General features: G+C 45.3%; 15 protein-coding genes and 2 pseudogenes. 5 read left to right on the plus strand and 12 right to left on the minus strand.

All coding sequences use genetic code 11. The annotated features are described in order from the left end of the window. Window positions 1-20 precede the first annotated feature (20 nt). Entirely contained in the window at window positions 21-1,718 is a 1,698-nt protein-coding gene (maeA, locus tag PS053_RS02715) for a malate dehydrogenase (RefSeq protein ID WP_000433442.1), read from the minus strand. 156 nt (window positions 1,719-1,874) lie between these two features. After that, entirely contained in the window at window positions 1,875-2,012 is a 138-nt protein-coding gene (gene sra, locus PS053_RS02720; RefSeq protein ID WP_000841563.1) for a stationary-phase-induced ribosome-associated protein, read from the minus strand. A 266-nt stretch (window positions 2,013-2,278) separates the two neighbouring features. Between sra and osmC the strand changes: the two genes are divergently transcribed. Then, the gene (gene osmC / locus PS053_RS02725) at window positions 2,279-2,710 is read left to right on the plus strand and encodes a peroxiredoxin OsmC (RefSeq protein WP_000152289.1); all 432 of its coding nucleotides are present in this window, start codon (window positions 2,279-2,281) and stop codon (window positions 2,708-2,710) included. A 91-nt stretch (window positions 2,711-2,801) separates the two neighbouring features. Here the strand turns inward: osmC and dosP are convergent, their stop codons facing one another. From dosP to PS053_RS02760, 7 genes are all read right to left on the minus strand, one after another. Beyond that, window positions 2,802-5,201, minus strand: a complete 2,400-nt coding sequence (gene dosP, locus PS053_RS02730; RefSeq protein WP_072243794.1) for an oxygen-sensing cyclic-di-GMP phosphodiesterase DosP — start codon at window positions 5,199-5,201, stop codon at window positions 2,802-2,804. A gap of 24 nt (window positions 5,202-5,225) precedes the next feature. Further along, a complete protein-coding gene (gene dosC, locus PS053_RS02735) occupies window positions 5,226-6,608 on the minus strand; it encodes a diguanylate cyclase DosC (protein ID WP_256879504.1) in 1,383 nt (460 codons plus the stop codon). A gap of 347 nt (window positions 6,609-6,955) precedes the next feature. Beyond that, the gene (locus PS053_RS02740; RefSeq protein ID WP_256879505.1) at window positions 6,956-8,275 is read right to left on the minus strand and encodes a glycoside hydrolase family 10-like protein; all 1,320 of its coding nucleotides are present in this window, start codon (window positions 8,273-8,275) and stop codon (window positions 6,956-6,958) included. Window positions 8,276-8,406: 131 nt separating this feature from the next. Further along, window positions 8,407-9,942, minus strand: a complete 1,536-nt coding sequence (gene gadC, locus PS053_RS02745) for an acid resistance gamma-aminobutyrate antiporter GadC (RefSeq protein ID WP_256879506.1) — start codon at window positions 9,940-9,942, stop codon at window positions 8,407-8,409. A gap of 158 nt (window positions 9,943-10,100) precedes the next feature. Next, complete coding sequence (gene gad / locus PS053_RS02750) at window positions 10,101-11,501, minus strand: glutamate decarboxylase (protein ID WP_151400941.1); 1,401 nt, start codon at window positions 11,499-11,501, stop codon at window positions 10,101-10,103. Window positions 11,502-11,747: 246 nt separating this feature from the next. Continuing rightward, complete coding sequence (locus PS053_RS02755; RefSeq protein ID WP_000558513.1) at window positions 11,748-12,908, minus strand: anaerobic sulfatase maturase; 1,161 nt, start codon at window positions 12,906-12,908, stop codon at window positions 11,748-11,750. A 53-nt stretch (window positions 12,909-12,961) separates the two neighbouring features. Then, window positions 12,962-14,644, minus strand: coding sequence for a sulfatase-like hydrolase/transferase (locus PS053_RS02760; RefSeq protein ID WP_059218791.1), 1,683 nt, complete (start codon window positions 14,642-14,644; stop codon window positions 12,962-12,964). Between the two features lie 689 nt (window positions 14,645-15,333). Between PS053_RS02760 and PS053_RS02765 the strand changes: the two genes are divergently transcribed. After that, window positions 15,334-20,766, plus strand: coding sequence for an autotransporter outer membrane beta-barrel domain-containing protein (locus PS053_RS02765; RefSeq protein WP_256921763.1), 5,433 nt, complete (start codon window positions 15,334-15,336; stop codon window positions 20,764-20,766). 79 nt (window positions 20,767-20,845) lie between these two features. Here PS053_RS02765 and PS053_RS02770 read toward each other — a convergent pair whose 3' ends face one another. Both PS053_RS02770 and PS053_RS02775 read right to left on the minus strand, forming a co-directional pair. Next, entirely contained in the window at window positions 20,846-21,232 is a 387-nt protein-coding gene (locus tag PS053_RS02770) for a type II toxin-antitoxin system death-on-curing family toxin (protein WP_000638401.1), read from the minus strand. Beyond that, window positions 21,229-21,450, minus strand: a complete 222-nt coding sequence (locus PS053_RS02775) for a type II toxin-antitoxin system Phd/YefM family antitoxin (protein WP_001195490.1) — start codon at window positions 21,448-21,450, stop codon at window positions 21,229-21,231. Before PS053_RS02775 ends, PS053_RS02770 begins: the two co-directional genes overlap by 4 nt. A 417-nt stretch (window positions 21,451-21,867) precedes the next feature. Between PS053_RS02775 and PS053_RS02780 the strand changes: the two are divergent. Next, window positions 21,868-22,197 (plus strand): annotated as a pseudogene (locus tag PS053_RS02780) (methyltransferase domain-containing protein); the annotation flags it as partial. 82 nt (window positions 22,198-22,279) lie between these two features. Here the strand turns inward: PS053_RS02780 and PS053_RS02785 are convergent. Further along, window positions 22,280-22,840: a recombinase family protein gene (locus PS053_RS02785; RefSeq protein ID WP_021573890.1), complete on the minus strand. Its 561-nt coding sequence runs from the start codon at window positions 22,838-22,840 to the stop codon at window positions 22,280-22,282. 219 nt (window positions 22,841-23,059) lie between these two features. Between PS053_RS02785 and PS053_RS02790 the strand changes: the two genes are divergently transcribed. Together PS053_RS02790 and PS053_RS02795 are read left to right on the plus strand one after the other, a co-directional pair. Further along, window positions 23,060-26,020: a Tn3 family transposase gene (locus PS053_RS02790; RefSeq protein WP_273774644.1), complete on the plus strand. Its 2,961-nt coding sequence runs from the start codon at window positions 23,060-23,062 to the stop codon at window positions 26,018-26,020. 27 nt (window positions 26,021-26,047) lie between these two features. Further along, window positions 26,048-26,482 (plus strand): annotated as a pseudogene (locus PS053_RS02795) (trans-aconitate 2-methyltransferase); the annotation flags it as partial. Between the last annotated feature and the right edge of the window lies 1 nt (window position 26,483).

Below are 26,483 nucleotides of genomic sequence, written 5' to 3' on the forward strand. Positions count from 1 at the left end.
ATTTACCACCGGGCGGAGATTTAGATGGAGGTGCGGCGGTAATCTCGGTACTCAGCAGTCCAGAAATTATCATCAATGGCTTGTTGTAAGGCTTCGGCGGAAGTCTTCACGGCCACGCCTTGTTGTTGCGCCATTTTGCCAACGGCAAAGGCAATTGCGCGAGAGACTTTCTGAATGTCTTTCAGTTCCGGCAGTACCAGACCTTCGCCGTTCAGTACCAGCGGCGAATACTGCGCCAGAGTTTCGCTGGCTGACATCAGCATCTCGTCGGTAATGCGCGATGCGCCGGAGGCTATAACGCCAAGCCCAATGCCTGGGAAGATAAAAGCATTGTTACACTGAGCGATAGGGTAGACTTTATCTTTCCACACGACGGGATTGAACGGGCTGCCTGTAGCTACCAGCGCGTTGCCTTCAGTCCAGGCAATAATGTCCTGCGGCGTAGCTTCAACACGTGATGTCGGGTTAGAGAGCGGCATGACGATCGGGCGCGGGCAATGCTTGTGCATCTCGCGAATGATCTCTTCCGTGAACAGTCCTGCCTGCCCGGAGACGCCAATCAAAATATCCGGTTTCACATTACGCACGACATCCAGCAACGACAGCACATCGCTTTCGGTATCCCAGGTGCTGAGATTGTCACGCTTTTGCACCAGTTTGGTCTGGAAAGGCAGCAGATTTGGCATTTTGTCAGTAAGCAGACCAAAGCGATCCACCATAAAGACTTTCTGACGTGCTGCTTCTTCGCTTAATCCTTCGCGCTGGGTCTGGGCGATGATCATTTCGGCAATGCCGCATCCAGCAGAACCTGCGCCGAGGAAAACAATTTTTTTCTCGCTTAACTGTCCACCCGCCGCGCGGCTGGCAGCAATCAACGTACCGACTGTTACTGCTGCGGTGCCCTGAATGTCATCATTAAAGGAGCAAATTTCATTACGATAGCGGTTCAACAGCGGCATCGCGTTTTTTTGCGCAAAGTCTTCAAATTGCAGCAGAACGTCCGGCCAGCGTTGTTTCACTGCCTGGATAAACTCATCAACAAATTCATAGTATTCGTCGTCGGTGATACGTGGATTACGCCATCCCATATATAACGGATCGTTCAGCAGTTGCTGGTTGTTAGTACCGACGTCCAGTACCACCGGAAGCGTATACGCCGGGCTGATGCCGCCACAGGCGGTATAGAGCGACAATTTACCGATTGGAATGCCCATTCCGCCGATACCCTGGTCACCAAGCCCCAGAATACGTTCACCGTCGGTTACTACAATCACTTTGATATTGTGGTTTGGCACATTTTGCAGAATATCGTCCATGTGGTGGCGGTTCTGGTAAGAGATAAACACACCGCGTGAACGACGGTAGATCTCCGAAAAACGTTCACAGGCCGCGCCGACAGTTGGTGTATAGATTACGGGCATCATCTCATCAAGATGATTATTCACCAGGCGGTAGAAGAGGGTTTCGTTAGTGTCCTGAATATTACGCAGGTAAATGTGTTTGTCGATTTCGGTTTTGAATCCCTGATACTGGATCCACGCACGTTCTGCTTGTTCTTCGATGGTTTCGACCACTTCCGGCAGTAACCCCAGCAGGTTGAAGTTACGGCGTTCTTCCATACTAAAGGCGCTACCTTTGTTCAACAATGGAAATTCCAGTAGTACAGGGCCAGCGTAAGGAATATAAAGCGAACGCTGTTTTTTGGTTTTTGGTTCCATGTCACTCACTCTTTTTTGAATATCCGTCCCTGGCGCGCTTTTATCGTCTTTGCTTTACCGCCAGGGGATCGACCACAAGTATAAAGCAGATAAAAACAAAAACACCATTGCACGGGCAATGGTGCTTAATCGTCATTGAGGACTGGTTGTTAAGCATTATTTTTCAGCGTGGCGTTTTCTGCCAGTTGGGGTATTTATCACGCTGGTTTTGTCACCTTCAGTGACTATTTTGCGCTGGTTAGAAATTTTATGATCCTGTCCAAGAATATGACGTGCCTGACGGTTCGATTTCATTTTTACTCCTCAATCCTGTTGCTAGTTTTAAGGACAATATCGCCGTAGCGACAACACGAGCTAAACCCCTCAATCAGGTTGCCTATCAAGCATAGCAGTTTAAAGAGAAGGCTGCCGGCAGCTAACCATATATTTCTGGCCGATATCCCTGAGGATGTCGTTACTGAAAGCGCTGGTTTTGTACTTTATTCGGAATATCCCGCTTATCCACTTGCTGTATCTCTGATGGTCTATAATTTCCTTTTTAAGCCGACAGGAGAGCAATAATGACAATCCATAAGAAAGGTCAGGCACATTGGGAAGGTGACATCAAACACGGTAAAGGGACTGTCTCCACCGAAAGTGGCGTGCTGAACCAACAGCCCTATGGTTTTAATACTCGTTTTGAAGGCGCAAAAGGAACTAACCCGGAAGAGCTGATTGGCGCGGCCCACGCGGCATGTTTCTCAATGGCGCTTTCGTTGATGTTGGGAGAGGCCGGGTTTACACCAACGTCAATTGATACCACTGCCGATGTTTCGCTGGATAAGGTTGATGCTGGTTTTGCGATAACCAAAATCGCATTGAAGAGTGACGTTGCGGTGCCGGGCATTGATGCCGCTACTTTTGACGGCATTATTCAAAAAGCTAAAGCAGGCTGCCCGGTTTCTCAGGTGCTGAAAGCGGAAATTACGCTGGATTATCAGTTGAAATCGTAAGATATCGTCGTGGATGATAAGCAAGTTTGTTTGAATCAAGTGACAGTGTCACGTAATAATATAGCCCGCACCTGCGGGCATAAGGACACTGTCAGATTTTTAGTGGCAAGGCGCGACTAATCCAGGCTGGGATTTCTTCAGCAGGTAAAGGGCGTGAGAAGAAGTAACCCTGAATAACGCGGCAGTTAATCTTGCGTAGCATCTCAAATTGTTCTTTCGTTTCCACGCCTTCCGCTACCACCGTTAAGTTCAGACTTTGCCCTATGCTTGTAATGGCCTCCAGCAACGCGCGAATGCGTTTTTCCGTCAGACAGCGATCGACAAAGCTTTTATCGATTTTGATTTCGGTCACTGGCAGGCTGACTAAGCGAGACAGGCCGGAAAACCCGGTACCAAAATCATCGACAGATAAACCCACTCCCATATCGCGCAGGATCTGAATACGTCTGAAGATCTCCGTATCATGTTCCATCATCATGCTTTCTGTGATTTCCACCGTGAGCTGGTGGCCATCAATCGCCCAGGCTTTCATCGCATCTGAGACCTGATTGGGTAGCTGATTATCGCGAAAATGCAGCGCTGACAGATTTACAGATAGCGCCGGAATATGGATATTCTGGCTACGCCACTCTGCCAGCTGGCGGCAAGCTTCAGTGATGACCCAGTTGCCAATGTTTTCGATTTCACCAATTTCTTCTGCCAGAGGAATAAACCGTGAAGGGGGAACATGACCATGCTGCGGGTCATACCAGCGAGCGAGGGCTTCAATTCCGTACAGTTCGCCGGTCTCCGCAAAGATCTGCGGCTGATATACCAGTTTCAATTGGTTGTTGCTAATCGCTTCTTTCAGCGCCGCGCCCAGAATTAGCCGTTCTTTCACCATTTCATTCATCGCAGGGCTAAAGAATTGCCAGCCGTTACCACCGCTTTTACGAATAAAATCCATCGCATTATGGGCAGTCGAAAGCAGGTAGTCGCGGTTTTTACCGATGTCGTAACTGATGCCAATGCTTAACGTCAGTGGAAAAAGCTTATCGTCAATCACAATGGGTTTATTGATGATGTTACGTAATTCATCGGCGATCAGCGTAATGTTGCTGACTTCACTCTCCAGGCTTACAAGGACAAATAGCGCGCCTTCAACGCGACAGAGGTACTGATCGGGTTTGAGTTTTTCGCGAAAGCGATTGACCACTTCCAGCAATGCCTGATCGGCCCATGCATAGCCAAGACTGTCGATAACATCCTGAATGTGGTCTACGCCAATGAGAAACACCACTGGAGAAACCGCTTTATCGACCAGATCATCGAGAAAATTGTGCAGATTATTACGGTTTGGCAGACCGGTCATCGGATCAAACTGAATGAGCTGCTCGATATGCTGGCGACTTTTTTCCTGCTCCAGCGCCAGCGCGGCCATATGCTGGCTGATATCCGCCACACGTTCAATAAAGGCGCTGGTTTCCGTTCCTGATGCTGTTTTGATTTGCAGAATTCCCGCAGGTGCGCCATCGCGCTGGCGAATGGTTACAGACCAGTTTTGCGCATTCTTAACTTCTGTTCCGTGAGTGGATGATGCCCAATGCACTGGCATACCATTACGCAGTGCATACAGCGAAACGTGTGATTCATGAAGAACGGATTCGATATTACGGCAGATGATTTCGCCCATTTCATGAAACGGCGGACTGCTGCACATGGCCGCGAGAATGTTACCTTCAAGCTGACGAATTTGCCGTTCTTCAGTGATGTCAGAAAAGGTCATCACCAGGTTTTGTAGATGGGCGAGCGGGTCATAAACCGGGCTAATCGACGCTTTAATCCAGATTTTTTCATTTGTGCGCGTTAACAACTGAAATTCATCCTGATCACGCGACGTTTTCCATAACAGTTGCTGTAAGCGAATACGATTATCTGACGGATATTCAGGGACGTTTAGCAACATATCGGGCTGCATGCCGCTGGCTTCGCTAATGCAGTAACCAAACATCTCAGTAAACGCGCGATTGCATTGTACGATATGACGTTGTGGGTCGAGCACAATCACCGGACGGTCGAGATGGTCTACGGCGATAGTCAACTGTCGGGTCTGTTCTTTTTGTTCCATTTCAACGCTGGCATCTCTGACCAGCGCCAGATAGTAAATTTTCCCGTCGGCGGAGACTTTCGACAGGGCGAAGCGAGTCCAGATTTTTGTGCCGTCCTTTTTTTCCAGTTGTAATTCCCGACTCATACCTTCAACACGCGCTTTGCCGCCTTTGCGGTTATGGCGGATATATTCAGGATGAGCAGGGCGCAAATCCTGAGGAATCAATATATCAATGTTATTGCCAATGACTTCTTCGCGCTTATATCCCCAGAGTTTTTCTGCGGCAGGATTAAAAAACATCACTTCGTCGTTTTCATTGATTAACACCGCGCCCATCATATTTTGTTCAAGGGCGGGGAAAAAAATACCATCGGCGGCATTTTCTGCGTCGCTTAGCTTCATAATGACCTCTGCATCCGGGCGCATCTAAAGACTGGCTTTCCAGAGTTCAACACGGTTTCTTCCTCGTCTTTTGGCGATATACAGAGCTTCATCGGCTATTTGAATTAATCGTTCATAATCGGGGTGTCCATTAAACATGGCGACGCCAATGGACAGAGAAAGGGGAATATCATCGCCATTTGCGGCTTTCAGTTTGGTCTTTTCCACTCGACTGCGAATTCGTTCGGCTGTGCGCAACGTATCAGTTTCCGACGCTTCCGTCAGGACAATCACAAATTCATCGCCCCCATAACGGAAGACGTAATCACTGCTACGTACATTGTCATAAAATGCCTGCGAGACTTTACGTAAAATATCATCGCCTGTGTTATGTCCCCATGTGTCGTTAATCTCTTTGAATTTATCGACGTCAATGATTAGCACGGACAAAGGTGTACCGCTCCGGTTGGCATGGGCGATTTCCCGTTTGAAGATTGTCGGCAGGAATCTACGGTTAAGCAATTTTGTTAACACATCCATACCAACTTCGTGGCGCGATACCTCTTCGAACAGTTCGCGCAGTAAGGTGATAATTTGCGAAACAGAATTTCTTATCTGTAATAGAAACTTTACCCGCAAGCTTTTGTTGCTAAGGTTTTTACTGTTACGCATGGTTTGCTGAAAAATACCATCGAAGTCTTGCACCAGACGAGAGATATGACCCACTTCAGCAATACCGCTAAAATAATGGCGGCCCTTGTGGTTAAACCATAAACCGAAATCGGCCTGACTTAACGGTAAACTACCGCCTAAATCAGAATCCAGCAGAACTTTGTAGATAATTTCTATTTCCCATGAAAGTAGTGAGGCTATTTGTCGTTCTTTTTCTTCTTCGGCGTTTTCCAGTAATGAGAAGATGCGATAATTCTCATCTTCTTTTGCTGCACTACTGTCGCTAAAGGTAAATGCACGAGTCATCACTTCCATGGCTATATCAATACTGTTGATCGAAAAATGGTAGACCTGAAGTTTTTCTGCAGGTGAATAATCAGAGGAGAAGATCACCGGGTAGAGAATTTTTTTTAATACCCGAAAGCCCATTTCGACAATTTCGACCGGAATGCCAATACGAGCATGTACTTCAGCGACGGTGTGCTGGATTTGTATAAGTCGTTCAACATCATCAACTTGAGCAGAAAGCACATTAATGATCCAGTGTTCCATTGCATTCTTAAGTTGCTTTTCAACCTGTTCGTTGCTCAGAAACTCTTCTGCATGGGGGTCAATACGGACAATACGATAAAACTCAATGCTTAAGTAATGCGCGTGCGTAACGGCAATTTCAGCGGCTTTGGCGCGAATGAGAGGAGCCGCTTGTTCGACAAGCCCGGTCCACTCATCCTTCATTCTTTTAAAGTACATCTCCATAATTCAGCCCCTTATACGACTGGAAAAGTAGACGGAATCGAAAAACGAAACGCAACACATGGACAGGCTTACTACATCATATTTTCCTGAATATGAAGCGATAATGAAAAGAAATAAACGAGTTAGACGGTTTTAATCTACGCTACTGTTGTTCTGAAGAGTATAGCCCATCATAATTATTTTTTGGTGGTAGCAAATATCGCCTTGTTTTTCATATTAATGCGTTTTTATCAGGGGTTATGGTCGTTTGATGTTTACAGGAGGGGGAATTATCAGTGGAAAATTTTCGCTGGGTGAGAAGCCGGTGATTAAGTCACCGGCGATGGCTCAAAGGATAAAAGGCGGAGTTAACTTCCCCAGCGGCTTTGCAGGTAACTAACGGCTTGCTGGGTTTGTGGTTTATTCAGATAGTCTTCGCGGAACAAGATTGTGCCGCTAATTTCTGGCACCGCGTCGTTAAGATCGAGCTGCTTTTTCAGTTCGGGCACGCCGCCGTTAACCATCCAGTCAGGTTCCATTTTTGAAGGTTCTCCAACTTTATAGAAGGCGATACCAATATAGAGTCTGGTTTTGGTCGGTTTGACCACATCTGCCCACCATTTTGCCAGTACGTCATAACGCGCGGCGCTCCGCGAGAAAGGCCAGTAAATTTGCGGCGCAATATAATCCAGCAATCCCTGTTCGACCCAACGGCGGGTATCCGCATAGGACTCATCATAGGCTGCTGCACCTCGGGTATCGGAACCGCGCGGATCGTGTGAACGATTACGCCAGACGCCTGCCGGGCTTACGCCAAATTCGACTTCCGGTTTCAGGCTTTTAATGGTGCGCGATACTTTGGCGATTAATTGCTGGGTATTGTTGCGCCTCCAGTCTGCCTTCGAGGCGAAGGCTCTTCCGTATTTACGGTATGTCTCGTTATCGTTAAGCAGCGAACCCGGTGATTCTGTGTAGAAATAGTCATCGAATTGCACGCCATCTATCGGGTAACGAGAAACGACTTCCGCAACAATATTGGTGATCCAGTCCTGAACTTCAGGGATACCCGGGTCGAGGACAAAACGGTCGCCAGCAGTTCTGATCCAGTCACGATGTTGCACATAGACGCTGGCTGGTTGTTGCGTCAGAGTACTATTTAACTCTCTGATCGTACCTGGTTTAGTATTGACCGATACACGGTAGGGGTTAAACCAGGCATGTACTTTCATCCCGCGCTTGTGGGCTTCGTCGAGCATAAATTGCAGCGGATCGTACCCCGGATCCTCTCCAATCTTTCCGGTCATAAGATCGGACCACGGCAATATTTTTGATGACCAAAGGGCAGTGCCATCAGGTTTTACCTGGAAAAAAACCGTATTAATACCGAGACGTTGCAAGTGATCGAGTTTATCGATCATCGCTTGTTGTTGTACACGGATGCGGCTGGTGGAGTTACTGATATTAACAGAAGAAACCGGAGGCCAGTCGAGACGGGACACCGTCGCCAGCCAGATGCCGCGCATTGGTTGCGACGATTGTTGTGCTGTCGCTGGTGGCTTTGATGTTGCGGGTGGCGTAACCATTGAAGTTGGTGGAGTGCTCTTACAACTACACAGTAAAAGCGCCAGTGCAACGAGTGCAGATGGTTTTTTAAGCGCTAATTTCACATTTCGGGAGCAGATATCCATATATGCTGGTTTCCGGTAAACAGATGTGTTGCTCATTCTCGTACTTATCTGGGGCAAGTCAATACGACAACAGGTACGAAAAAGGGAGCGATTAATTATCGCTCCCTTATCTTATTACTGCTCAGACATGATTAGTGTTTCTTATCGTCCATCACAATATAGTGGGGCGAACGTGCGCGGGGATGCAGAAAGAAATGTCCTTTTGGCGCATTCTGGCTGTTAATTGGCTCCAGTGTCACACCGGTATTCGCTTTACCTCTACGATCGTGGATGGCATAGAGAATAAACGGCAGGGAAAGTACCACCAGGAAACTCACCACCAGTAATTCGACATACATATCAGTCGAGTCACCCTGGATATTATCCGGCGGCAGGAACGAGACGATAAACGCTATAATTGAGGTCAACAGACCAGCAATGGCTACCACCAGTTTGACGCCTTTACCGCCCGGGATATTAAATGTGCGTTTTAAATCAGGATGTTTAATGACTAACACAATGTAGCCAATAAACAGCATGAAATAAGCGCACAGATAAATCACGACGGTAAGCGCCAGTGCAATCAGGAAGGACATGTTATTACCACCACCGGTATTGGTGAGGATAATCAACGCAATAGAGGTAATCACCAGTTGAGAAATAACCAGTGTTACCGGCACGCCATTTTTGTTCATTTTGGCGAAGCTGGCTGGCAGCAGGTTTTTCTGTGCGGTGACGTACATACCGCGAGAAGGGCCAACAATCCAGGAAGCGATTTCCGCCAGAACGCCCAACAGCAGTAGTGCTGATATGACGCGAACCGTCCACTCAACTCCTGGTGCTACATGAGATATCAGAACGGTGAAGGTTTGCATTACCCCGGCGGAGAGGTTGATTTCATTTCCAGGAATGACCATCGCAATGGACAAACCGCCTACTGAACTTAAGCAGATTGCCGCCACCATCAATAGCAGCATCGCTAACGGGTAATCGCGCCCTGGGTTACTCATTTCATTGACGTGTGTCGCGGATGCTTCGACCCCCATGTAACTGAGAATAAAGGCAACGAACACCACTAACGTGCCAACTTTAGAGAAATCAGGGAAGAAGGTTTTCGCATCCATTTCGATAGCAACCGACGCACCGGAGTGCAGATAAATCGCCGCTAATGCAATCAAAATAAATGCTGGTAGCAGGATCCCGGAGAAGAAGCCAACTTTAGCGATTCGCGCGGTATATTTCGTACCACCAAACTGCGTGAATGCCAGCGCCCACAAAATAATGAGTGCCGCAATAGTTTTGGTGACGGGATCGTCATTTAGCGCTGGCCATTTCAGGATATAGGAGAGCGCCCCTAATACAAAATAGAGCATTGGAATGAAGCCAATGGCGATTTGTAGATAGCCAAATGAAATGGCCGCAAAGCCCCATTTTAACCCCAGAGTATTTGATACCCATGCGAATACGCCGCCTTCTTCCCAGCCTTCCACGGTGGCCATTTCCGCCGCGCAAAGGCCGACCGGAATAAACCACAAAATCCCGCCTAACAACAGAAAGAAGACCAGTGAAAAGCCGGATGTTGCGAAAGTTGGGTATTCATAAACAGCCATGACCATCGATGCCGTAATGGCGAAGAAGCCGAGTAATGTTAGCTGCTTTGCTTTACCTGTCTGTACTGATGTAGCCATATTATCCCCTTAAAACGGAACTCCTGTCGGAACCGCACCTGTCTTGTTCTGAAGCGTATTCAGCGCAATATTTTTCATTGCTAATGCCAGTGAACAGACTTTGGAGTTTGCCCCGGGACAAGATGTCGGCCCGGGGCGCCGTTACTGTTTAAACGTTATCAGGTATGTTTAAAGCTGTTCTGTTGCGCAATACCCTGCAGTTTCGGGTGATCGCTGAGGTATTTCAGAGAAGCCTTGTAGTCTTCCAGCAACAGCTCAGCAAAGTCCATTTCGAAACCACGACGGCACATAATGCGCATCACCACGATGTCAGAGGCTTCACCGCTGAGGGCGAAGGCCGGAACCTGCCAGCCGCGCAGGCGCAGACGTTCAGAAAGGTCATACAGGGTATACCCCGGATCTTCTCCGTCTTTCAGCCTGAAGCAGACCGCCGGAATACCTTCATCCGGGCGACCGGTGCAGATGAACTCATACGGCCCCAGTTTGGCTATTTCATCCGCCAGGTAGGTGGCAACCTGATAAGAGGCATTCTGCACTTTGGTGTAACCTTCACGGCCGAGGCGCAGAAATTCATAGTACTGGGCAATCACCTGACCCGCCGGGCGGGAGAAGTTGATGGCGAAAGTCCCTATCTGACCGCCGAGATAGTCAACGTTGAACACCAGTTCTTCCGGCAGCGCCTCTTCGTCACGCCAGATAACCCAGCCGCAGCCCAGTGGGGCAAGGCCGAATTTATGGCCCGAAGCGCTGATGGATTTCACACGCGGCAGACGGAAGTCCCAGACGATATCCGGGGCGACAAACGGCGCAAGGAAGCCTCCACTGGCGGCGTCGATATGCATGTCGATATCAATACCGGTATCAGCCTGGAATTTATCCAGCGCATCATGCAGCGGTTGCGGGAATTCATAATTACCGGTGTAAGTCACGCCGAAGGTCGGCACCACGCCGATGGTGTTTTCGTCGCAGGCTTCAATCATGCGTTTCGGATCCATAAATAGCTGACCGGGACGCATAGGGATCTCGCGCAGCTCCACATCCCAGTAGCGGGCGAATTTATGCCAGCAGATTTGTACCGGGCCGCACACCAGGTTGGGTTTATCCGTTGGTTTACCCGCAGCTTCCATACGTTTGCGCCAACGCCATTTCATCGCCATGCCGCCGAGCATACAGGCTTCGGAAGAACCAATGGTGTTGGTGCCAACGGCCTGACCATTTTTCGGCGCAGGCGCATGCCACAGGTCGGCAACCATGTTTACACAACGCAGATCAATGGCGGCAGATTGTGGATATTCTTCTTTATCGATCCAGTTCTTATTAATCGACAGATCCATCAATTTATGCACATTTTCGTCGTCCCAGGTCTGACAAAATGTAGCGAGGTTCTGTCGGGCATTACCATCCAGATATAATTCATCATTGATAATTTGGAATGCGACATCTTCTCGCATTTCATGCAGCGGAAAACGTTTAGACTCCGCGATAGTGGAAATAGATTTCGTACCAAAACGTGAGTCAAGCAGCTCTGATCTTAAATCCATTACTTGCTTCTTATCCATTTCAAACTCCTTAAAATGATTTGATCTCATTAAAAAAGTAGAATTTATCGATAAGGTAAGCAAGCGCATTGGCTTTGTAATTAAATAACAAAATCCTAAGCTTATTTTGTTATTGAGAATAAAAACGTGAAAATTATCGAGACAAGGCGAGGGGATTACAAAAGCCAACTATTTGAATATGTTGCTATAACGTTGAGTCATTATGCCTGGCGATATTTATCACCAGGCGATAAAGTCTAAATAAGGTTATTTATTACCGTGCATTTGCTTTGCTACATCCATAACATAATAAAGAGGCACTTTGTTTTTAGCTAACTCTACAATGGCATTCAAATAAGGCACCATTGTTGAAAAAAGAATTTTATAACCTTCGCAAAAATATGAAACCGTCTCATTATTCACTTTGGTTATGCGATGTTTTGGACATCCACCGTTACATATTGGTTTGTATACACAGTGTTGACATCTTGTCGAGATTAATTTTTTCTGCGCAGTTAGCTTCGTGCTGGTCATCGTAATGAGTTCTGCGTTGTTAATGTTACCCACTTTATATTGCGGATAGACAAAATGGTCGCATTCATAAATATCACCATTGCTTTCTACGACCAGATTATCTTTGCAGGACTCCTGAAAAATGCAGCTTGTATGCCCATTCCCGAGGAATCGACTAACAAAACTTTCAAACTGGCGGATAAATATATTACCAACATCATTATTTACCCATTCCATAAAAATAGCTGACATAAACTTGCCATAGGCAGTGGGGGGAACAGAAAAATCAACGATATGAAATATATTTTCGGCACGACCACTGAAATCGATATTCGGCGTTCCTGTTTCCAGCAACTCGATAAACTGCATATGCTTGCTGCCGATGGATTTCAAGAAATTATAAACGTCAAGAGGGTGATGAACGTTGATATTGTTGATGACAGTTAATGTATTGAATTCAACCTGATAACTTTTTAAACGCTCAATAGCCGCCATGACTTTCGTAAATGTGCCATTGCCAGAATTGCTTCGTCTGTAACGATCATGAAGTTCCTCTGGGCCATCGATAGAGATACCGACTAAAAATTGATGTGCTTTCAAAAAAGCGCACCAGTCATTATTCAATAATATTCCATTGGTTTGTAATGCATTATGTATACGCTTTGTACCAGCATAGCATTGCTGATAATGAATAACTTTTTGGAAAAAATCCAGACCAGCCAGAGTGGGCTCACCGCCTTGCCAGGTGAAATAGACCTGATCGCCTGAAGCTGTGATGTATTGTTTAATAAATTCTTTCAGCGTGTGATCATCCATCCATTTTTCATGTGAAAACTGGGCTTCTTTTTCAAGATAAAAACAGTAATCGCATTTGAGATTACATTGAAAACTGGAAGGCTTGGCTGTTACGTGCATTGCTATCTCACTCATTAAGGCGGCAGAGCGATCTCTGCCGCGTAAAGGTTTCGTTATTTCGCTTCACTTAGCGCTTTCTTAATATTATTAAATTTCTCCTGGTTCACCTGACTAAGTGGCGGTTTACTGCTGTTGATAAACTCACTCACCACGCCTTGCATCTCTTTAACAACTTGCGGATTGGCTGCTGCAAGATTATCTTTTTGCTGGAGATCGGTGAGTTTGTACAAACCTAACTGGTTATTCTCTACGGTATATACGAGAGAGTAATCATTATTTCTTACCGTATAAGAGAACTGGCTCAAATCTTCGGTGTTTGGGTTATGTGGGTATTCATCTGATTCATGGCGGACGAATTTGTGGTAGTTATTCCAGAAAGGAATATTTTCTTCATCGAACCAGTGAGAATAAGAGGTTACCCAGGTTAAGTTCTTATGTGGTTCACCTTGCTTTTTATTTTGCAACCAGGGAAGTAGTGAAACCCCATCAAGTTTGAGATTTTTGGGAATGGAGATATCTGCAGCATCAAGAGCAGTAGGGTAAAAATCCATTGCGGAAATTAACTTGTCATAAGTCCCCGGCTGGAGTTTGCCTTTCCACCACATAAACATCGGCGTATGCGTTCCTCCGGGATAGGTCTGACTCTTATAGCCTTTTTGCGCGCCATTCAGCGGCAGTGGGCCATCGATAACCGCCCCGTTATCGGAAGTAAAGAGAATAATGGTATTGTCGTACTGACCATTTTTTTTCAACTGTTCCAGAATACGTTTTACGCCCTGATCAACAGAATAAACTGATGCATAGTAGTTATCCGCAGTTTGGCTGCCGGTATTAAACTGTTTCTGATACTGATCGGGGGCAGGGTTGTCATTGGGTAAATGCGGCGCATTATAAGCCAGATAAAGCATAAACGGCTGGTCAAGCGTTTTGGCACGATCGACAACACCAATAGCCTCATCCGTTAACTGATCGCTGATATAGCCTTTAGCGGGAATTCGTTCACGATTTTTAAACAGTGAAGGGGAGTTATAGTAAGCGGTTCCCGCGGCATGGAACCCCATAAAATAATCGAAGCCGCGATTTTGCGGTTGCCACTCTTCTGCTGAAAATGTGGTGAAGTTGTCATGATAATCCCGTGTTTGTTTATCTTCAGGAACCGGGACATTATTGATTTTTGATAAGTGCCATTTACCCACTGCCGCAGTGTAATAACCATGATTCTGGAATAATTCCGGCAGAAAAGTTTCACTCAGCGGAATACCATCCTGAGCATCAGTATTTGAGTAAACGCCAAAACGAGCAGGCGCACGTCCTGTCATAATCGCTGCGCGTGAAGGACCAGAAACTCCATGAGCGACATAACCGTTGGTAAATCGTACACCTTCATCCATTAGCGAAAGCAGGGTTGGTGTCGATTTTTTTGCGGCCTCAATGGCTTTATCAATACCTATTTTGTAGGTATCGACAACTTCCCGGTTTTCCATTGTTTTAGGATCAAAAGAGCTTTTATCAAATGGCAGTTGCCCATAGCCCAGATCATCCATGGTCAATACGATAATATTTGGCTTACCTTTAGTGCTGTATTCTGTCGGTGTAAAATCAGAGAAAGCAACGTTGGTCTTGGTTGCTTTCAGCTTTACATCATCTGCTGCATGAGCGGCAAATGCGGCCATACCAGATGCCAGTATTAAAGATACTGACGTGCTTATAACACTTTTCTTCAGTACAGACTTCATAATATTTCCTCTTCTTATTGTATTTAACCTACAGGTAATTTTATGAAGAAAAATAAGTAAGTGTAAGTGAAGTAAGTCACAATAAAGTACAACAGATGACACCCAAAAAAGAGGGAATCAGAGGCCTGAATATGTTGACAAATCTCAGATTTATACAGAGTAAATTCTGGCTGCTAAATAACTATCTCATTGAAAATATTTGGTTCTTGTTAATATCATCTGTAATGGTAACTTTGGCACATCACAAAATATGGTGCAATTGGCGCTCCAGTTGCAATAATTTTGTGATTGTTATCATGTTATAAATCAAGCACTTTATTTCTGAGTTATTTATAAAACAGATTTCATACCCGGTAAGTACATTTCACCTTACGATTATGCTTTATCTATTTGTGCCGTTTAAATAAATAAAAAATCATTTTTTATTTTTGTAAAAATCTTATAAAAACACTAATTATCTGAACTCCTGGCGCTACGACTGCTTGCTTTCAAAACTAATAACATCCAATAAGATAAATGTTGTTATATGAAAATATATCAACGTGTCTTTATCGTCGTCGGGCTTTGTTGACCCGTTGACGTTTTGTTTAACCATTGCAACACTCACTTTAGCTGTATGAAAACGATAAATCTGATGAGAGTGGCGAGAAGCGAATGAGATAAATATAACTGGACAAGGAGTATTACTCATGAACACTATCTACCGCGTTATATGGAACCATACACTGGGCGTGTACCAGGTTTGCTCTGAATTAACAAAAAGAATGACTCAATCCTTTGCTTTAACTCTTTCAGGGCGATCGGAGTTAAATAAAAAACATAATCGCTATCCTCAACTGCAGCAGATTACATTAATTATCACGCTGGGATTATCTTCATCGACATTGGCTGCTACGACATTTAATGGAGAGTACACTTTCGATGAAAATAAGAGCTATGCAGGTTATATCGTTGGAGCAAACGCCAGCGGCACGCTTAATATTGGCACAAATATCGTTGCATCAGTGAGTGATGCCAGTTCATCTGTTATTGGTCAGGGAACTAATGGTCGCGGCACGGTTAATGTATATGATGGAGGTTTTTGGGATTTAGTTGATCACAGATATGGTGCTGACTCTCCATTATCTCTAAATATTGGACAAGAAGGGAATGGTGTATTAAATATTGAATCTGGAGGCCTGGTCACCGTGGGGCAAGTCATTCTTGGCAAACTTGTCAGCGGCTCTGGTGAAGTTAATGTCAGCGGTAACGGCTCAATTCTTAATACCAGAGATATGTTAGTGGGTCAGTCCGGTACAGGAGAACTCTTAATTTCTGATTACGGTTTAGTCAATAGTTCCTTTAGCAGTAGCATTGGTCAGTCGAGAGGATCATCTGGCGTAGTGCATATTGAAAATAATGGACAATGGATAATTAGAGGAACAGATGGTCAATATCTGGATTTAGTTGTCGGTGATAGCGGGGAGGGCGAGTTTTATCTTTCCACTGGTGGAAAAGCATCGGTTGGACAAATTCAGATAGGTAAAAACAATACCGGAAACGGCGTAATTAATGTCAGTGGTGTAGGTACAGAGCTGAATACCTATGCTATTCAGACTGGTTTAAATGGCGTTGGTACTTTAAATATTTCTGATTATGGTGTGGTAAATAGCACAAAAAGTGGTGCTGTGGCATTTGCAGGCAATTCTGTGGGGATCGTAAATGTCAGTAATCATGGTCATTGGATCATTAAAGCTGAGAACGGAGCCTATCAAGTTCTAAATGTTGGTGTTCAGGGTTATGGTACGGTAAATATTGAAAGCGGTGGAGTTATCGATGCAGATATTGTTACAGCTGGTTTTGAAAATACGGGTGGAGGTCTTATCAACACGGCTAATGCAGGATCAGAACTCAATATTAGAGGATTAAGGCTTGGTTTTGGTAGTGATGCCATACTGAATATTTCAGATTCCGCAGTAGTAAATAATACGGGGCAAAATACATTTGGAAATAACGAATATGTAAGGGGGACAGTTAATATTACTGACAATGGAAACCTTAATTCAACAGGTACTGGTTCAAACGTAGGCATGTTTGGCGCTGGCGATATTTATATCTCTTCTGGCGGTAAGATGACAGATACAGGCACTACGGTATTAGGCTTTTATCCCAGCGGACGCGGTATCGTTGATATTAAAAATGCTTCTTCGTCAATGGTATTACAGGCTTTGGTTTTGGGATATCAGGGCAATGGAAGATTAGATATTAGCGATACAGCTAAAGTATCCAACGGCGGTTATGTAGTATTAGGACAGTCAAATGGTAGTATTGGTATTGCTAATGTGAGTGATTCCGGGAGGTGGGAAGCCGGCGCTCAGGAGTTTTATGTTGGTTACGACGGCAATGGCACGTTAAATATTAACAGCGCGGGGCAAGTTATAGTTGGAAACGCTTATGCCGGGGTAAGTGGCACGGGTGTAGGTATTGTTAACATAGACGGCAATGGAACTAAATTTCAGTCGGCGGTACTTACTGTTGGTCATTCAGGTGCCGGAACGCTTAATCTTGTTAATCAGGGTGAGCTCGAGCTCACTGGCCAAAGCATGGCGATTGCCGCTAATAGTGGAAGCACAGGCACAGTGAATATCGGTGCCCCTGCAGGAATGAATGCCGTTGCGCCGGGAACAATTAACAATCTTGGGGTAATAAATTTCGGTAACGGGAATGGGAATCTGGTTTTTAACCACACCAATAATACCTCTGCGGGATATAATGTAGACTCGGTTATTTTAGGTGGTTATGCTGATACAGCTATTATTCATGACGCAGGCCATACCATTTTTACAGGCAATAACATTTACGACGGTTACACTAATATAAATGGCGGTATTCTGACCATTGCTTCTCATTCTGAAAATGGCGATGATGGTCTTGGAATCAGTAAGGTTATCATCTCACAGAATGGCACGTTACAAATAGAAGCAGCAAACTCTGAGAATGATAGCTTTCGCTTTAAAAATATGCTATCCGGGAGCGGGATATTAAATGTCAATCTGTCTTCCACTAATAAAATTTATACCTTTATGGATTCTACAGGTAATGCTTTCACCGGCATTACAGAAATGGACAGGAGCACATTCATCCTTGAAAAGGCAAATACTGTTACATTAACCCATGCCATGCTGCAGTCTAATGCAGGAAATATCATCCATGTAGGAGCGGGAGAGAAAAATATCGGCGGCCTGGCCTTTAATGGCGGGACGTTGATATTTGACACACCAGTACCTGCTTATTTAAATGCTAATGGCAGAATAATCGCTGAGACTCTGGTGGCAGGAAGTGGTAATTACAGTTGGAGCGGACATGATCAAAACGTTTCTGGGAACGGTGTCGTAAAAATCGCAATGCAAGATCCATGGCATGACCCCATGGCTGCTTCTCCCAACAATACTCTGAATCTCCTTGAGCAAGATGATACGCACCCGATGCTTCAACTCATCAAGGCTGATAACGTCATGGGTTCCGGTGGTTCTCTGCAGTTGCAGGCTATGAACGAGGAGCCAATACCCGAAGATAAAAGGTTGAAAATTGCACAACATGGCGTTGAGGTTGCTACAGGACATTATGGGTTCCGCCTGACGACTGCGCCAGGTGATGGATTGTATGTCAACTATGGTCTGAACAAACTGGATATTCATGCTAATAAAGAACTGGTGCTGGCAGAGCGCGAGGGAGACAGGCAATCAGCCGCAGATATGTCAGCTCAAATCATCGGTGAAGGACATCTGGTTATTGATACTGCCGGGCAGGTGTCTTTGTCCAATGGCAATAATAGTTACAGCGGAGATACTCGGATAAATAAAGGTGTTTTGCGTACCGATGCTAATGATGCGCTGGGTAAAACGGCAAATTTGTCTATTAGCAACCTTGCTCAGTTAAATCTCAATGCTACTGCGCAAACCGTCAGAACATTTAGCGGGCAATCAGGTTCTCTCCTGGATTTTAATGGTGGTTATCTTACGCTGAGCGAGGGAGGAATAAGTAATGGCATGTTGACAGGTGAGGGTAATTTTCATGTAACAGGTAACATACTCGATATTATCGGAGCGAACGGCAATCTCAGCGTTACACATACCATTGATTCAGGTGCGGAAATATCGCTGAATAATGGGGCAGGGGCAGGCAGAGGCAATATTGTCAATGAAGGAATATTAAGACTGAAAGGTGTCAAAAATACGTTATCCAACTCGTTGAGAGGACGCGGTGAGGTATATGCCACTACCGGGACAGATGTACACCTTCGTGGCGATAACAGTAATTTCAGTGGTTTGTTCAATATTGAGGATGGTAGCGCCATTACCATCAGTGAGCAGAAGCAGTTGGGTACCGCAGGGGTTATCGACTATGGAATGTTGATAGTGATGACCGGGCAAAACTGGCAACTGAAAAACGAAATTATCGGCAATGGCGACCTGGAGAAAACGGGCGATGCGACGCTCACATTAACCAACGCATCGGCTGGTTATAGCGGAACAACGCAAATTACGGCTGGAGAACTTACCCTCGGAGCAACACTGGATTCAATCGTCAAAATGACCAGCACTCAGATCAATATTCACAATGGCGCGGTGATGTCTGGTTTTGTCGCCACAGCGAAAAATGTTGATGTCATGCAGGGGGGGGAATTACACGTATCCAGGACAACTATTGGCGGCGACCTTGTGAATAGCGGTACAGTGCGCATGAATCGCTCCGGCGCCAGTCCGGGTAATCAGCTTATAGTTAACGGTAATTACACAGGGAATAACAATGAATTGATCGCATTTAACACTACGCTGAACGGAGATGAGTCGCCCACAGATAAGGTGATCGTTACCGGAGATACCCGTGGTAGTACCCGGGTGGTGGTGAATAATATTGATGGTCAGGGAGCGCAAACAGATAAGGGTATAGAGCTCATTGAGGTCAATGGTGATTCTGCAGGGAGTTTCGCACTTACTCATGGCACTGTTGAGGCTGGAGCTTATGTATATAGCCTCGCCAAAGGGACAGGCGAGGGGAAAAAAAACTGGTATTTGACCAGTCAATGGCACGAGCAAACGTCTCCGGGGACTGATGTTTCGAAACCACCCACAGTGGATCCACAACGTCCTGCGATGCTTCGTCCTGAAGCCGGTAGCTATATCAGCAATCTCGCAGCCGCTAACACACTGTTTAATCATCGACTACATGACAGATTGGGAGAGCCGCAGTATACCGACGTTTTCCGCAATGAAGGTGATTTCGCCAGTAGTCTGTGGTTGCGTCAGGTCGGTGGGCACGAACGCTCGACTTCTGGTTATGATCAACTTAAAACGCAAAGCAACCGTTATGTTGTACAACTGGGCGGGGACCTGGCACAGTGGAACGGCAACAGTCAGGATCGCTGGCATTTAGGTATCATGGGAGGGTATGCCAATGAACACAGTAATACCCGAAATGAACGCGTAGGTTACCACTCGGATGGACGTATTGATGGTTATAGCGTGGGGATGTACGGCACCTGGTATCAGAACGACGCCGACAAAGTAGGGGCATATGTAGATAGTTGGGTACTGTATAACTGGTTCAACAATACAGTGGAGTCCGATCATCGTCAGGGAGACAGCTACCGTTCACGTGGTTTTACGGCCTCACTGGAAGCTGGTTACACCTTCCTTATCGGTGAGTTTACAGGCAGTGAAGGAACACTAAATAGCGGGTATGTTCAGCCGCAAGTTCAGGTTACCTGGATGGGTGTGAAAGAGGGCAATCACACACGTAGCGATGGCACTTATATCGAAACCGAAGGGGATGGCAATGTGCAAACTCGTCTTGGTGTCAGAACTTACCTGAACAGTTATCATCGGCGTGATGCAGGTAAACAGCGAGAGTTCCAGCCATACATTGAGGCCAACTATCTCTACAACAGTGAGGTGTATGCGGTAAAAATGAACGGCACGAAGATTAGCCGCGAAGGAAGCCGCCATCTGGCCGAATTGCGTACCGGCGTAGAGGCGAAACTGAATAACAATCTTGCGATGTGGGGAAATGTCGGCGTGCAAATTGGCGATAAAGGCTACAGTGATACGCAGGGAATGTTAGGGGTGAAATACAGTTGGTAGTATTCATTCAGGAGGGCTTCGGGATGTCCGAGGTCCTCTTTGAATTTGAAATATTGGTAAGCAGGGAGAGTTTCTGCCATTAATTCCCGGAACTATCCACTCGTTCACGTAAACATCGCGCTAATTGACCGACCGTTTTTTCTCCGGTAGCCGCTTCGACAGTCAGGTTCTCCAGCGAGTTATCAACGTCACGGATACGGATGCCATTGCGCCAAAGAAAGGTCATAGTAACGAAAAATGCGGTACGTTTATTACCATCATGAAAGATGTGACCGCGAGCGATGGCAACCCAGTAGGTTGCTGCCAGTTCAAACAGGTCAGTAACGCCCTCGTAGTGAACACGATTCTGCACGCGATAAATCAACGCCTGTGCTCTGCCGGGGTCAGTCAGGCCCGCCACACCGGGAAAACGTTGCAAAATTCGATCGTGGAAGGCAATAACCTCCTGTGCACTGACCCAAATCATCGATCAGTCAACGCTTCAATTGTGTGTTCATGACGTTGCATGATGGCATCAAATTCCGCGTCCAGTTTCGCATTTTGATACGCCTCGAATGCGGCTTTACTAATGAGCACGGCAGAGCTGCCGTCGCGACGGGTGATTTCAACTGGCTCACCATTCAACGCGGTATCCAGTACAGTGGCAATATTGGCTCTGGCTTGTGTGGAAGTGTAAGTTTGCATGTCTTCTCCTGAATTGTACCATTAAGGTGTACACTTTAATTGTACATCACCTCTGTGCTGATAGGTGAGTGTATTTCGCCAATCACTCAGCGCCGACGTATTCATCTAATCAAGAAGGGGATATCAGCGGCATATCAAACGGGTAACGGCCTGGTTGACCGTGGGCGGTAAATGATATGGATAGTAAGTGTAATTTAACATAATATACATTATGCGCACCAAAAGATAGTCAGGCAGAATCCAGCGCTTTGTGCCGCCATTTGTTCTGGTCATCATTAGTCCCTCAGAGCTTTTCCTCCAGTACAAATCCTTCTTCATCATTATGGTGTCATCGGTCGATGAATTACGCCGTTGATAAAATGCATGGCAGTAAGTTTCTATCTACACTTTGGATAACGCGCTGACAGGAGTAAAAGCATGTCTGACTGGAATCCTGCTTTATATATGCACTTCGCCGCCGAACGATTGCGTCCAGCAACGGAGTTGCTTGCCAGAATCCCACTGGAAAATGTCTGGCAAATTGCCGATATCGGCTGTGGTCCCGGTAATAGCACCGCCCTGTTGTATCAACGCTGGCCAGCAGCCAGGATTACAGGCATTGATTCATCTCCGGCGATGATTGCTGAAGCTCGTATAGCTTTACCGCAATGTGAGTTTGTAGAAACAGATATTCGCGACTGGCAACCTGAACGCTCACCTGAACTTATTTTCGCCAATGCTTCGTTACAATGGCTGCCCGATCATTATGGACCAGCGGGGGCATTTGAACAGAAACTTACGGTTTCAACTGCTGAACAAAGGATGAAACCGTAATTTCTTGAATGTGAGTTTATCCGGCTCTGGCTGCTGCAATATATTTATACAGGGTAGGTTTTGAAATTCCCATTATTTCGCAGATCTGTGTAACCGTGTGCTTCCTTTCATCGTACAACCTTACAGCCAGGGCTTGTTTGTCCTTACTAAGAGACTTGGGTCTCCCTCCTTTTTTACCACGTGCCCGTGCAGATTTGAGTCCTGCCTGGGTTCGTTCACGGATCAGGTTACGTTCAAACTCTGCCAGTGCACCAAATATATGAAAAATTAACTTACCTGAACTTGATGATGTATCTATAGCTTCCTGAAGACTTCTCAGACCAATACCTCTGGACTCCAGTAACGACACCATTTCTATCAGATCCTTAAGTGAACGGCTCAGGCGATCCAGTCGCCAGACCACAACAGTGTCACCCGCTCTTGCATACTGTAAAGCACTATACAAGCCAGGGCGTTCAGCTTTAGCACCACTAAGTTGGTCTTCGAATATTTGCTCACATCCAGCCTGGTTGAGGGCATCTCGTTGAAGATTGAGATTCTGGTCGTCGGTAGAAACTCTGGCATACCCAACCAGCATATATGTATCCCTCAGAAGTAAAAAAACTTGTCACATTACCAGGTATATTAACATAGATATATTAACCGAGTATATTAACCACGAAACGATTGTAAATCTGTTGTTTTGTCGGAGGCCTGAAAGGCAGTAAACAAAACGAGCGTTTTCTTTACATCCTGTGCGTAACGATGTTCGCCATAAACATATCAACGGGACGGTAAACTTCAGAAAGGGGTAACGATGTCAACAAACGAAAAATTTCTGACTCAGCGACAACGCTACCAGCCAGTTATGTTGCCACAGGATTTTTCTGATGAGGAAATGGCACGGGACTGGACATTAACTACATCTGATCTACTGGAGATTGAGCGCTATCGTGCCCGTTTCCGCTTATTTATCTCCCTTCAGATTTGCGCAGTCCGTCTTTATGGACGATTTATTCAGGACATTGGTAGCGTATCACCACGCATTGTTAGTTATCTGAATAACCAACTTTCTTTACCACCATCACTGACAGTTGCGTCACCTGAACGAGAAGCGACACTGGCTGAACAGCGTAAAAATATACTGACTTATCTTGGTTTTACCCGTTATGACGAAAATATTCAGTCAAATCTTAAACTTTGGTTAGTAAAACAAGCTGAGAAAGGTTTCTTACCTGATGCTCTGTTTCTCCGGGCTGAACAATATTTACTTTCTTCTCGGGTAATTTTACCAGGACCAACAATCATTGAGCGTCTAATTATCAGCACTTGTGCTCAGGTCCATGAACGAATGTTCGACACTCTGTATAAACAGCTTTCTGCCGGGATTAAACAGACTATTGATGATCTATTAGTAACCTTACCTGGCGATCAACGGTCATTGTTCTATTTGCTCAAGGAATCACCACCATCAGCCACAGCTATTTCAATTAAGCGCTATATGAAACGGTATTATGTGATTGATAATTGTGAGCTTGATGCTGTCAATTCTGTTATTGTTGATCCCGCATTTATGACTTACCTATATAAACTGGCATATCGTTACTCTGCCAAAGATATTAAGCGTTTCAAAGCACCAAAACGTTATTCTTTAATGCTATGTTTTTTATTAGAAACACGTAAAATATTGCTCGACAATCTGATAAAAATGCACGACCAGTTTATAATGGAATTATTGCGCCATGGAAAACGCCTTCATGATCAAAAGCATCGTGAGTTACGCAAGCGGCAGAAAAAGGCTATAGATACAATACTTCAGGTAACAAACTGGCTCCTGGGGAGTCAGGATGACAGACCATTATTTAAAAAAGAACTCTGGCAATCTGTTAGCGAAACAAAACTACTGGAATCAGTGAATGATCTGAATGCTTTTAAACGCCTTGAGGAACGGGGACTTGGTGATATTCTTGTTACCCGTTACCCAGGATTCCGTAAATACTTTTCAGAATTTCTTCGGTTACCTTTTAAAGCAAAACCAGGAACAGAACAACTCCTCAATGCAATTATGCTCCTGCGTCAACTTGATGATGGCGAAATAAAAAGATTACCAGTCAATGTTCCTACCCATTTTGTACCACATGAGTTACAGCGAATATTGAAAGGGAAGGATGGAAAATTACAACGAAACGCATGGGAACTTGGAGTAGCTATTGCCATGAAGGACGCCCTTCGTTCAGGCGATCTCTTTGTACCTCAGAGCAAACAGTACGTTTCGTTCTGGGATCTAATGCTGGATCCACATCACTGGCAGGCAACCCGGGAAGGGGTTTATAGTGCGCTGCAACAACCAACTCAGGAATACGTTAAGACAGCACTAATTCTTGAATTCCATAAGATAGTTGGTGAAACAGAAAAACAGTTCGAATTTGATTCTTTTGCTGAAATTAAAGACGGAAAACTGCGACTTCAACGGGACGATAAAGCTGAAATTCCAGAAGCAGTCACTCGACTACAAAAGGTCATTGATGCCAGTATGCCCTCTATTCGCATAGAGCAACTACTAATGGAAGTCGACCAACAAACTCATTTCAGCAGGCATTTCATACCTGTTCAGCAGCATAACAGCAGGCCAAAACATTTTTATAAGACTCTCATTGCTGCACTGATATCACAAGCAACCAATCTTGGCGTGGTTGCTATGAGTACCAGCGTTAATGATGTCAGCGTCGATATGTTACGACATGTATTGCAATTTTATATTCGGGAAGACACTATTAAATCCGCCAGTGCTGAAATTGTAAATCAGCATCATCAACTTCCTTTTAGTCAAATACACGGTTCAGGGCAATTATCGTCTTCTGATGCACAACGTTTCGGCATCAGGGCAGATAGTCTCCTGGCTGCATATTATCCACGCTATTATGGTTATTACGAAAAAGCGATCGGGATATATACGCACGTATCAGATCAATATTCGGTATATAGTACCAAAGTAATTTCCTGCAATCCCAGAGAAGCCTTATATGTACTTGATGGAATTTTAGAAAATAATACCATACTGAAAATTCGGGAACATACCACAGACACGCACGGCTATACCGAGATAATTTTCGCACTTTGTTATCTTCTTGGCTATTACTTTATGCCACGAATCAAAGATCTAAAGGATCAACAACTTTATCGGGTTGACCGTACAGTTAATTACGGAGTTTTTACACCATTACTGAATAAAACAATAGATCTGGATATTATTGAAGAGCAATGGGATGCGATGATTCATGTATCACAATCTCTGAAAGAACGTACTGCACCAGCTCATGTCATCGTAGAGAGGCTCACTAATAGTTTTCCATCTGATCGTCTTTCTAAGGCATTTACAAATCTTGGCAGAATTATTAAGACAGAATATATTCTACGCTATATAACTGATAAAAAATTACGACGTACGGTTCAACTTCAGCTTAATAAAGGTGAGTATCGTCATAAATTACCAAGATGGATTTTCTTTGCAAATCAGGGGGAGTTCACGACTGGCGACTACGAAGAAATCATGAATAAAGCCAGTGCGTTGAGTCTGGTATCAAATGCAATCCTTTACTGGAACACTTCGAGAATAAGTAATATTATTGAAGAATTACGTAAAAATGGTGAGATTATTGATGATGATATATTAGCTCATATTTCTTTGCTTCCCTATAAGCACGTATTACCCAACGGTACTTATTTTGTTGATGGAGAGCCTTACGGTGGTAAGTCAACCGAAGGGGCAAAACCGTAAGTTTCTGTTCAAATGCCCCCGCTGGTCCATTATGAACTCTTTCCCCGTCTGGTTTCGTTACTGGCTCCGCATGGCGTGCTGGCTGTGCAGATGCCAGATAACTGGCTGGAGCCGACTCATGTATTAATGCGTGAGGTAGCCTGGGAGCAAAACTATCCAGATCGAGGACGTGAACCACTGGCTGGCGTTCATGCCTATTACGATATTCTGAGCGAAGCTGGGTGCGAAGTTGATGTCTGGCGAACGACCTACTATCACCAAATGCCCTCACACCAGGCGATTATTGATTGGGTCACCGCCACTGGCTTACGTCCATGGTTGCAGGATTTGACCGAGAGCGAACAACAGCATTTTCTCGAACGCTACCATCAGATGCTGGAGGAGCAGTATCCGCTGCAGGAGAACGGGCAGATACTGCTGGCATTTCCGCGGCTGTTTGTTGTTGCCCGACGTACAGAATAAA

Source organism: Escherichia albertii, assembly GCF_028622335.1.
GTDB lineage: Bacteria > Pseudomonadota > Gammaproteobacteria > Enterobacterales > Enterobacteriaceae > Escherichia > Escherichia albertii.

Excerpts from the sequence above, each read along its gene's own strand:
- maeA (WP_000433442.1), bottom strand. The coding sequence starts at position 1,718 with ATGGAACCAAAAACCAAAAAACAGCGTTCGCTTTATATTCCTTACGCT.
- sra (WP_000841563.1), bottom strand. The coding sequence starts at position 2,012 with ATGAAATCGAACCGTCAGGCACGTCATATTCTTGGACAGGATCATAAA.
- osmC (WP_000152289.1), top strand. The coding sequence starts at position 2,279 with ATGACAATCCATAAGAAAGGTCAGGCACATTGGGAAGGTGACATCAAA.
- dosP (WP_072243794.1), bottom strand. The coding sequence starts at position 5,201 with ATGAAGCTAAGCGACGCAGAAAATGCCGCCGATGGTATTTTTTTCCCC.
- dosC (WP_256879504.1), bottom strand. The coding sequence starts at position 6,608 with ATGGAGATGTACTTTAAAAGAATGAAGGATGAGTGGACCGGGCTTGTC.
- PS053_RS02740 (WP_256879505.1), bottom strand. The coding sequence starts at position 8,275 with ATGGATATCTGCTCCCGAAATGTGAAATTAGCGCTTAAAAAACCATCT.
- gadC (WP_256879506.1), bottom strand. The coding sequence starts at position 9,942 with ATGGCTACATCAGTACAGACAGGTAAAGCAAAGCAGCTAACATTACTC.
- gad (WP_151400941.1), bottom strand. The coding sequence starts at position 11,501 with ATGGATAAGAAGCAAGTAATGGATTTAAGATCAGAGCTGCTTGACTCA.
- PS053_RS02755 (WP_000558513.1), bottom strand. The coding sequence starts at position 12,908 with ATGCACGTAACAGCCAAGCCTTCCAGTTTTCAATGTAATCTCAAATGC.
- PS053_RS02760 (WP_059218791.1), bottom strand. The coding sequence starts at position 14,644 with ATGAAGTCTGTACTGAAGAAAAGTGTTATAAGCACGTCAGTATCTTTA.
- PS053_RS02765 (WP_256921763.1), top strand. The coding sequence starts at position 15,334 with ATGAACACTATCTACCGCGTTATATGGAACCATACACTGGGCGTGTAC.
- PS053_RS02770 (WP_000638401.1), bottom strand. The coding sequence starts at position 21,232 with ATGATTTGGGTCAGTGCACAGGAGGTTATTGCCTTCCACGATCGAATT.
- PS053_RS02775 (WP_001195490.1), bottom strand. The coding sequence starts at position 21,450 with ATGCAAACTTACACTTCCACACAAGCCAGAGCCAATATTGCCACTGTA.
- PS053_RS02785 (WP_021573890.1), bottom strand. The coding sequence starts at position 22,840 with ATGCTGGTTGGGTATGCCAGAGTTTCTACCGACGACCAGAATCTCAAT.
- PS053_RS02790 (WP_273774644.1), top strand. The coding sequence starts at position 23,060 with ATGTCAACAAACGAAAAATTTCTGACTCAGCGACAACGCTACCAGCCA.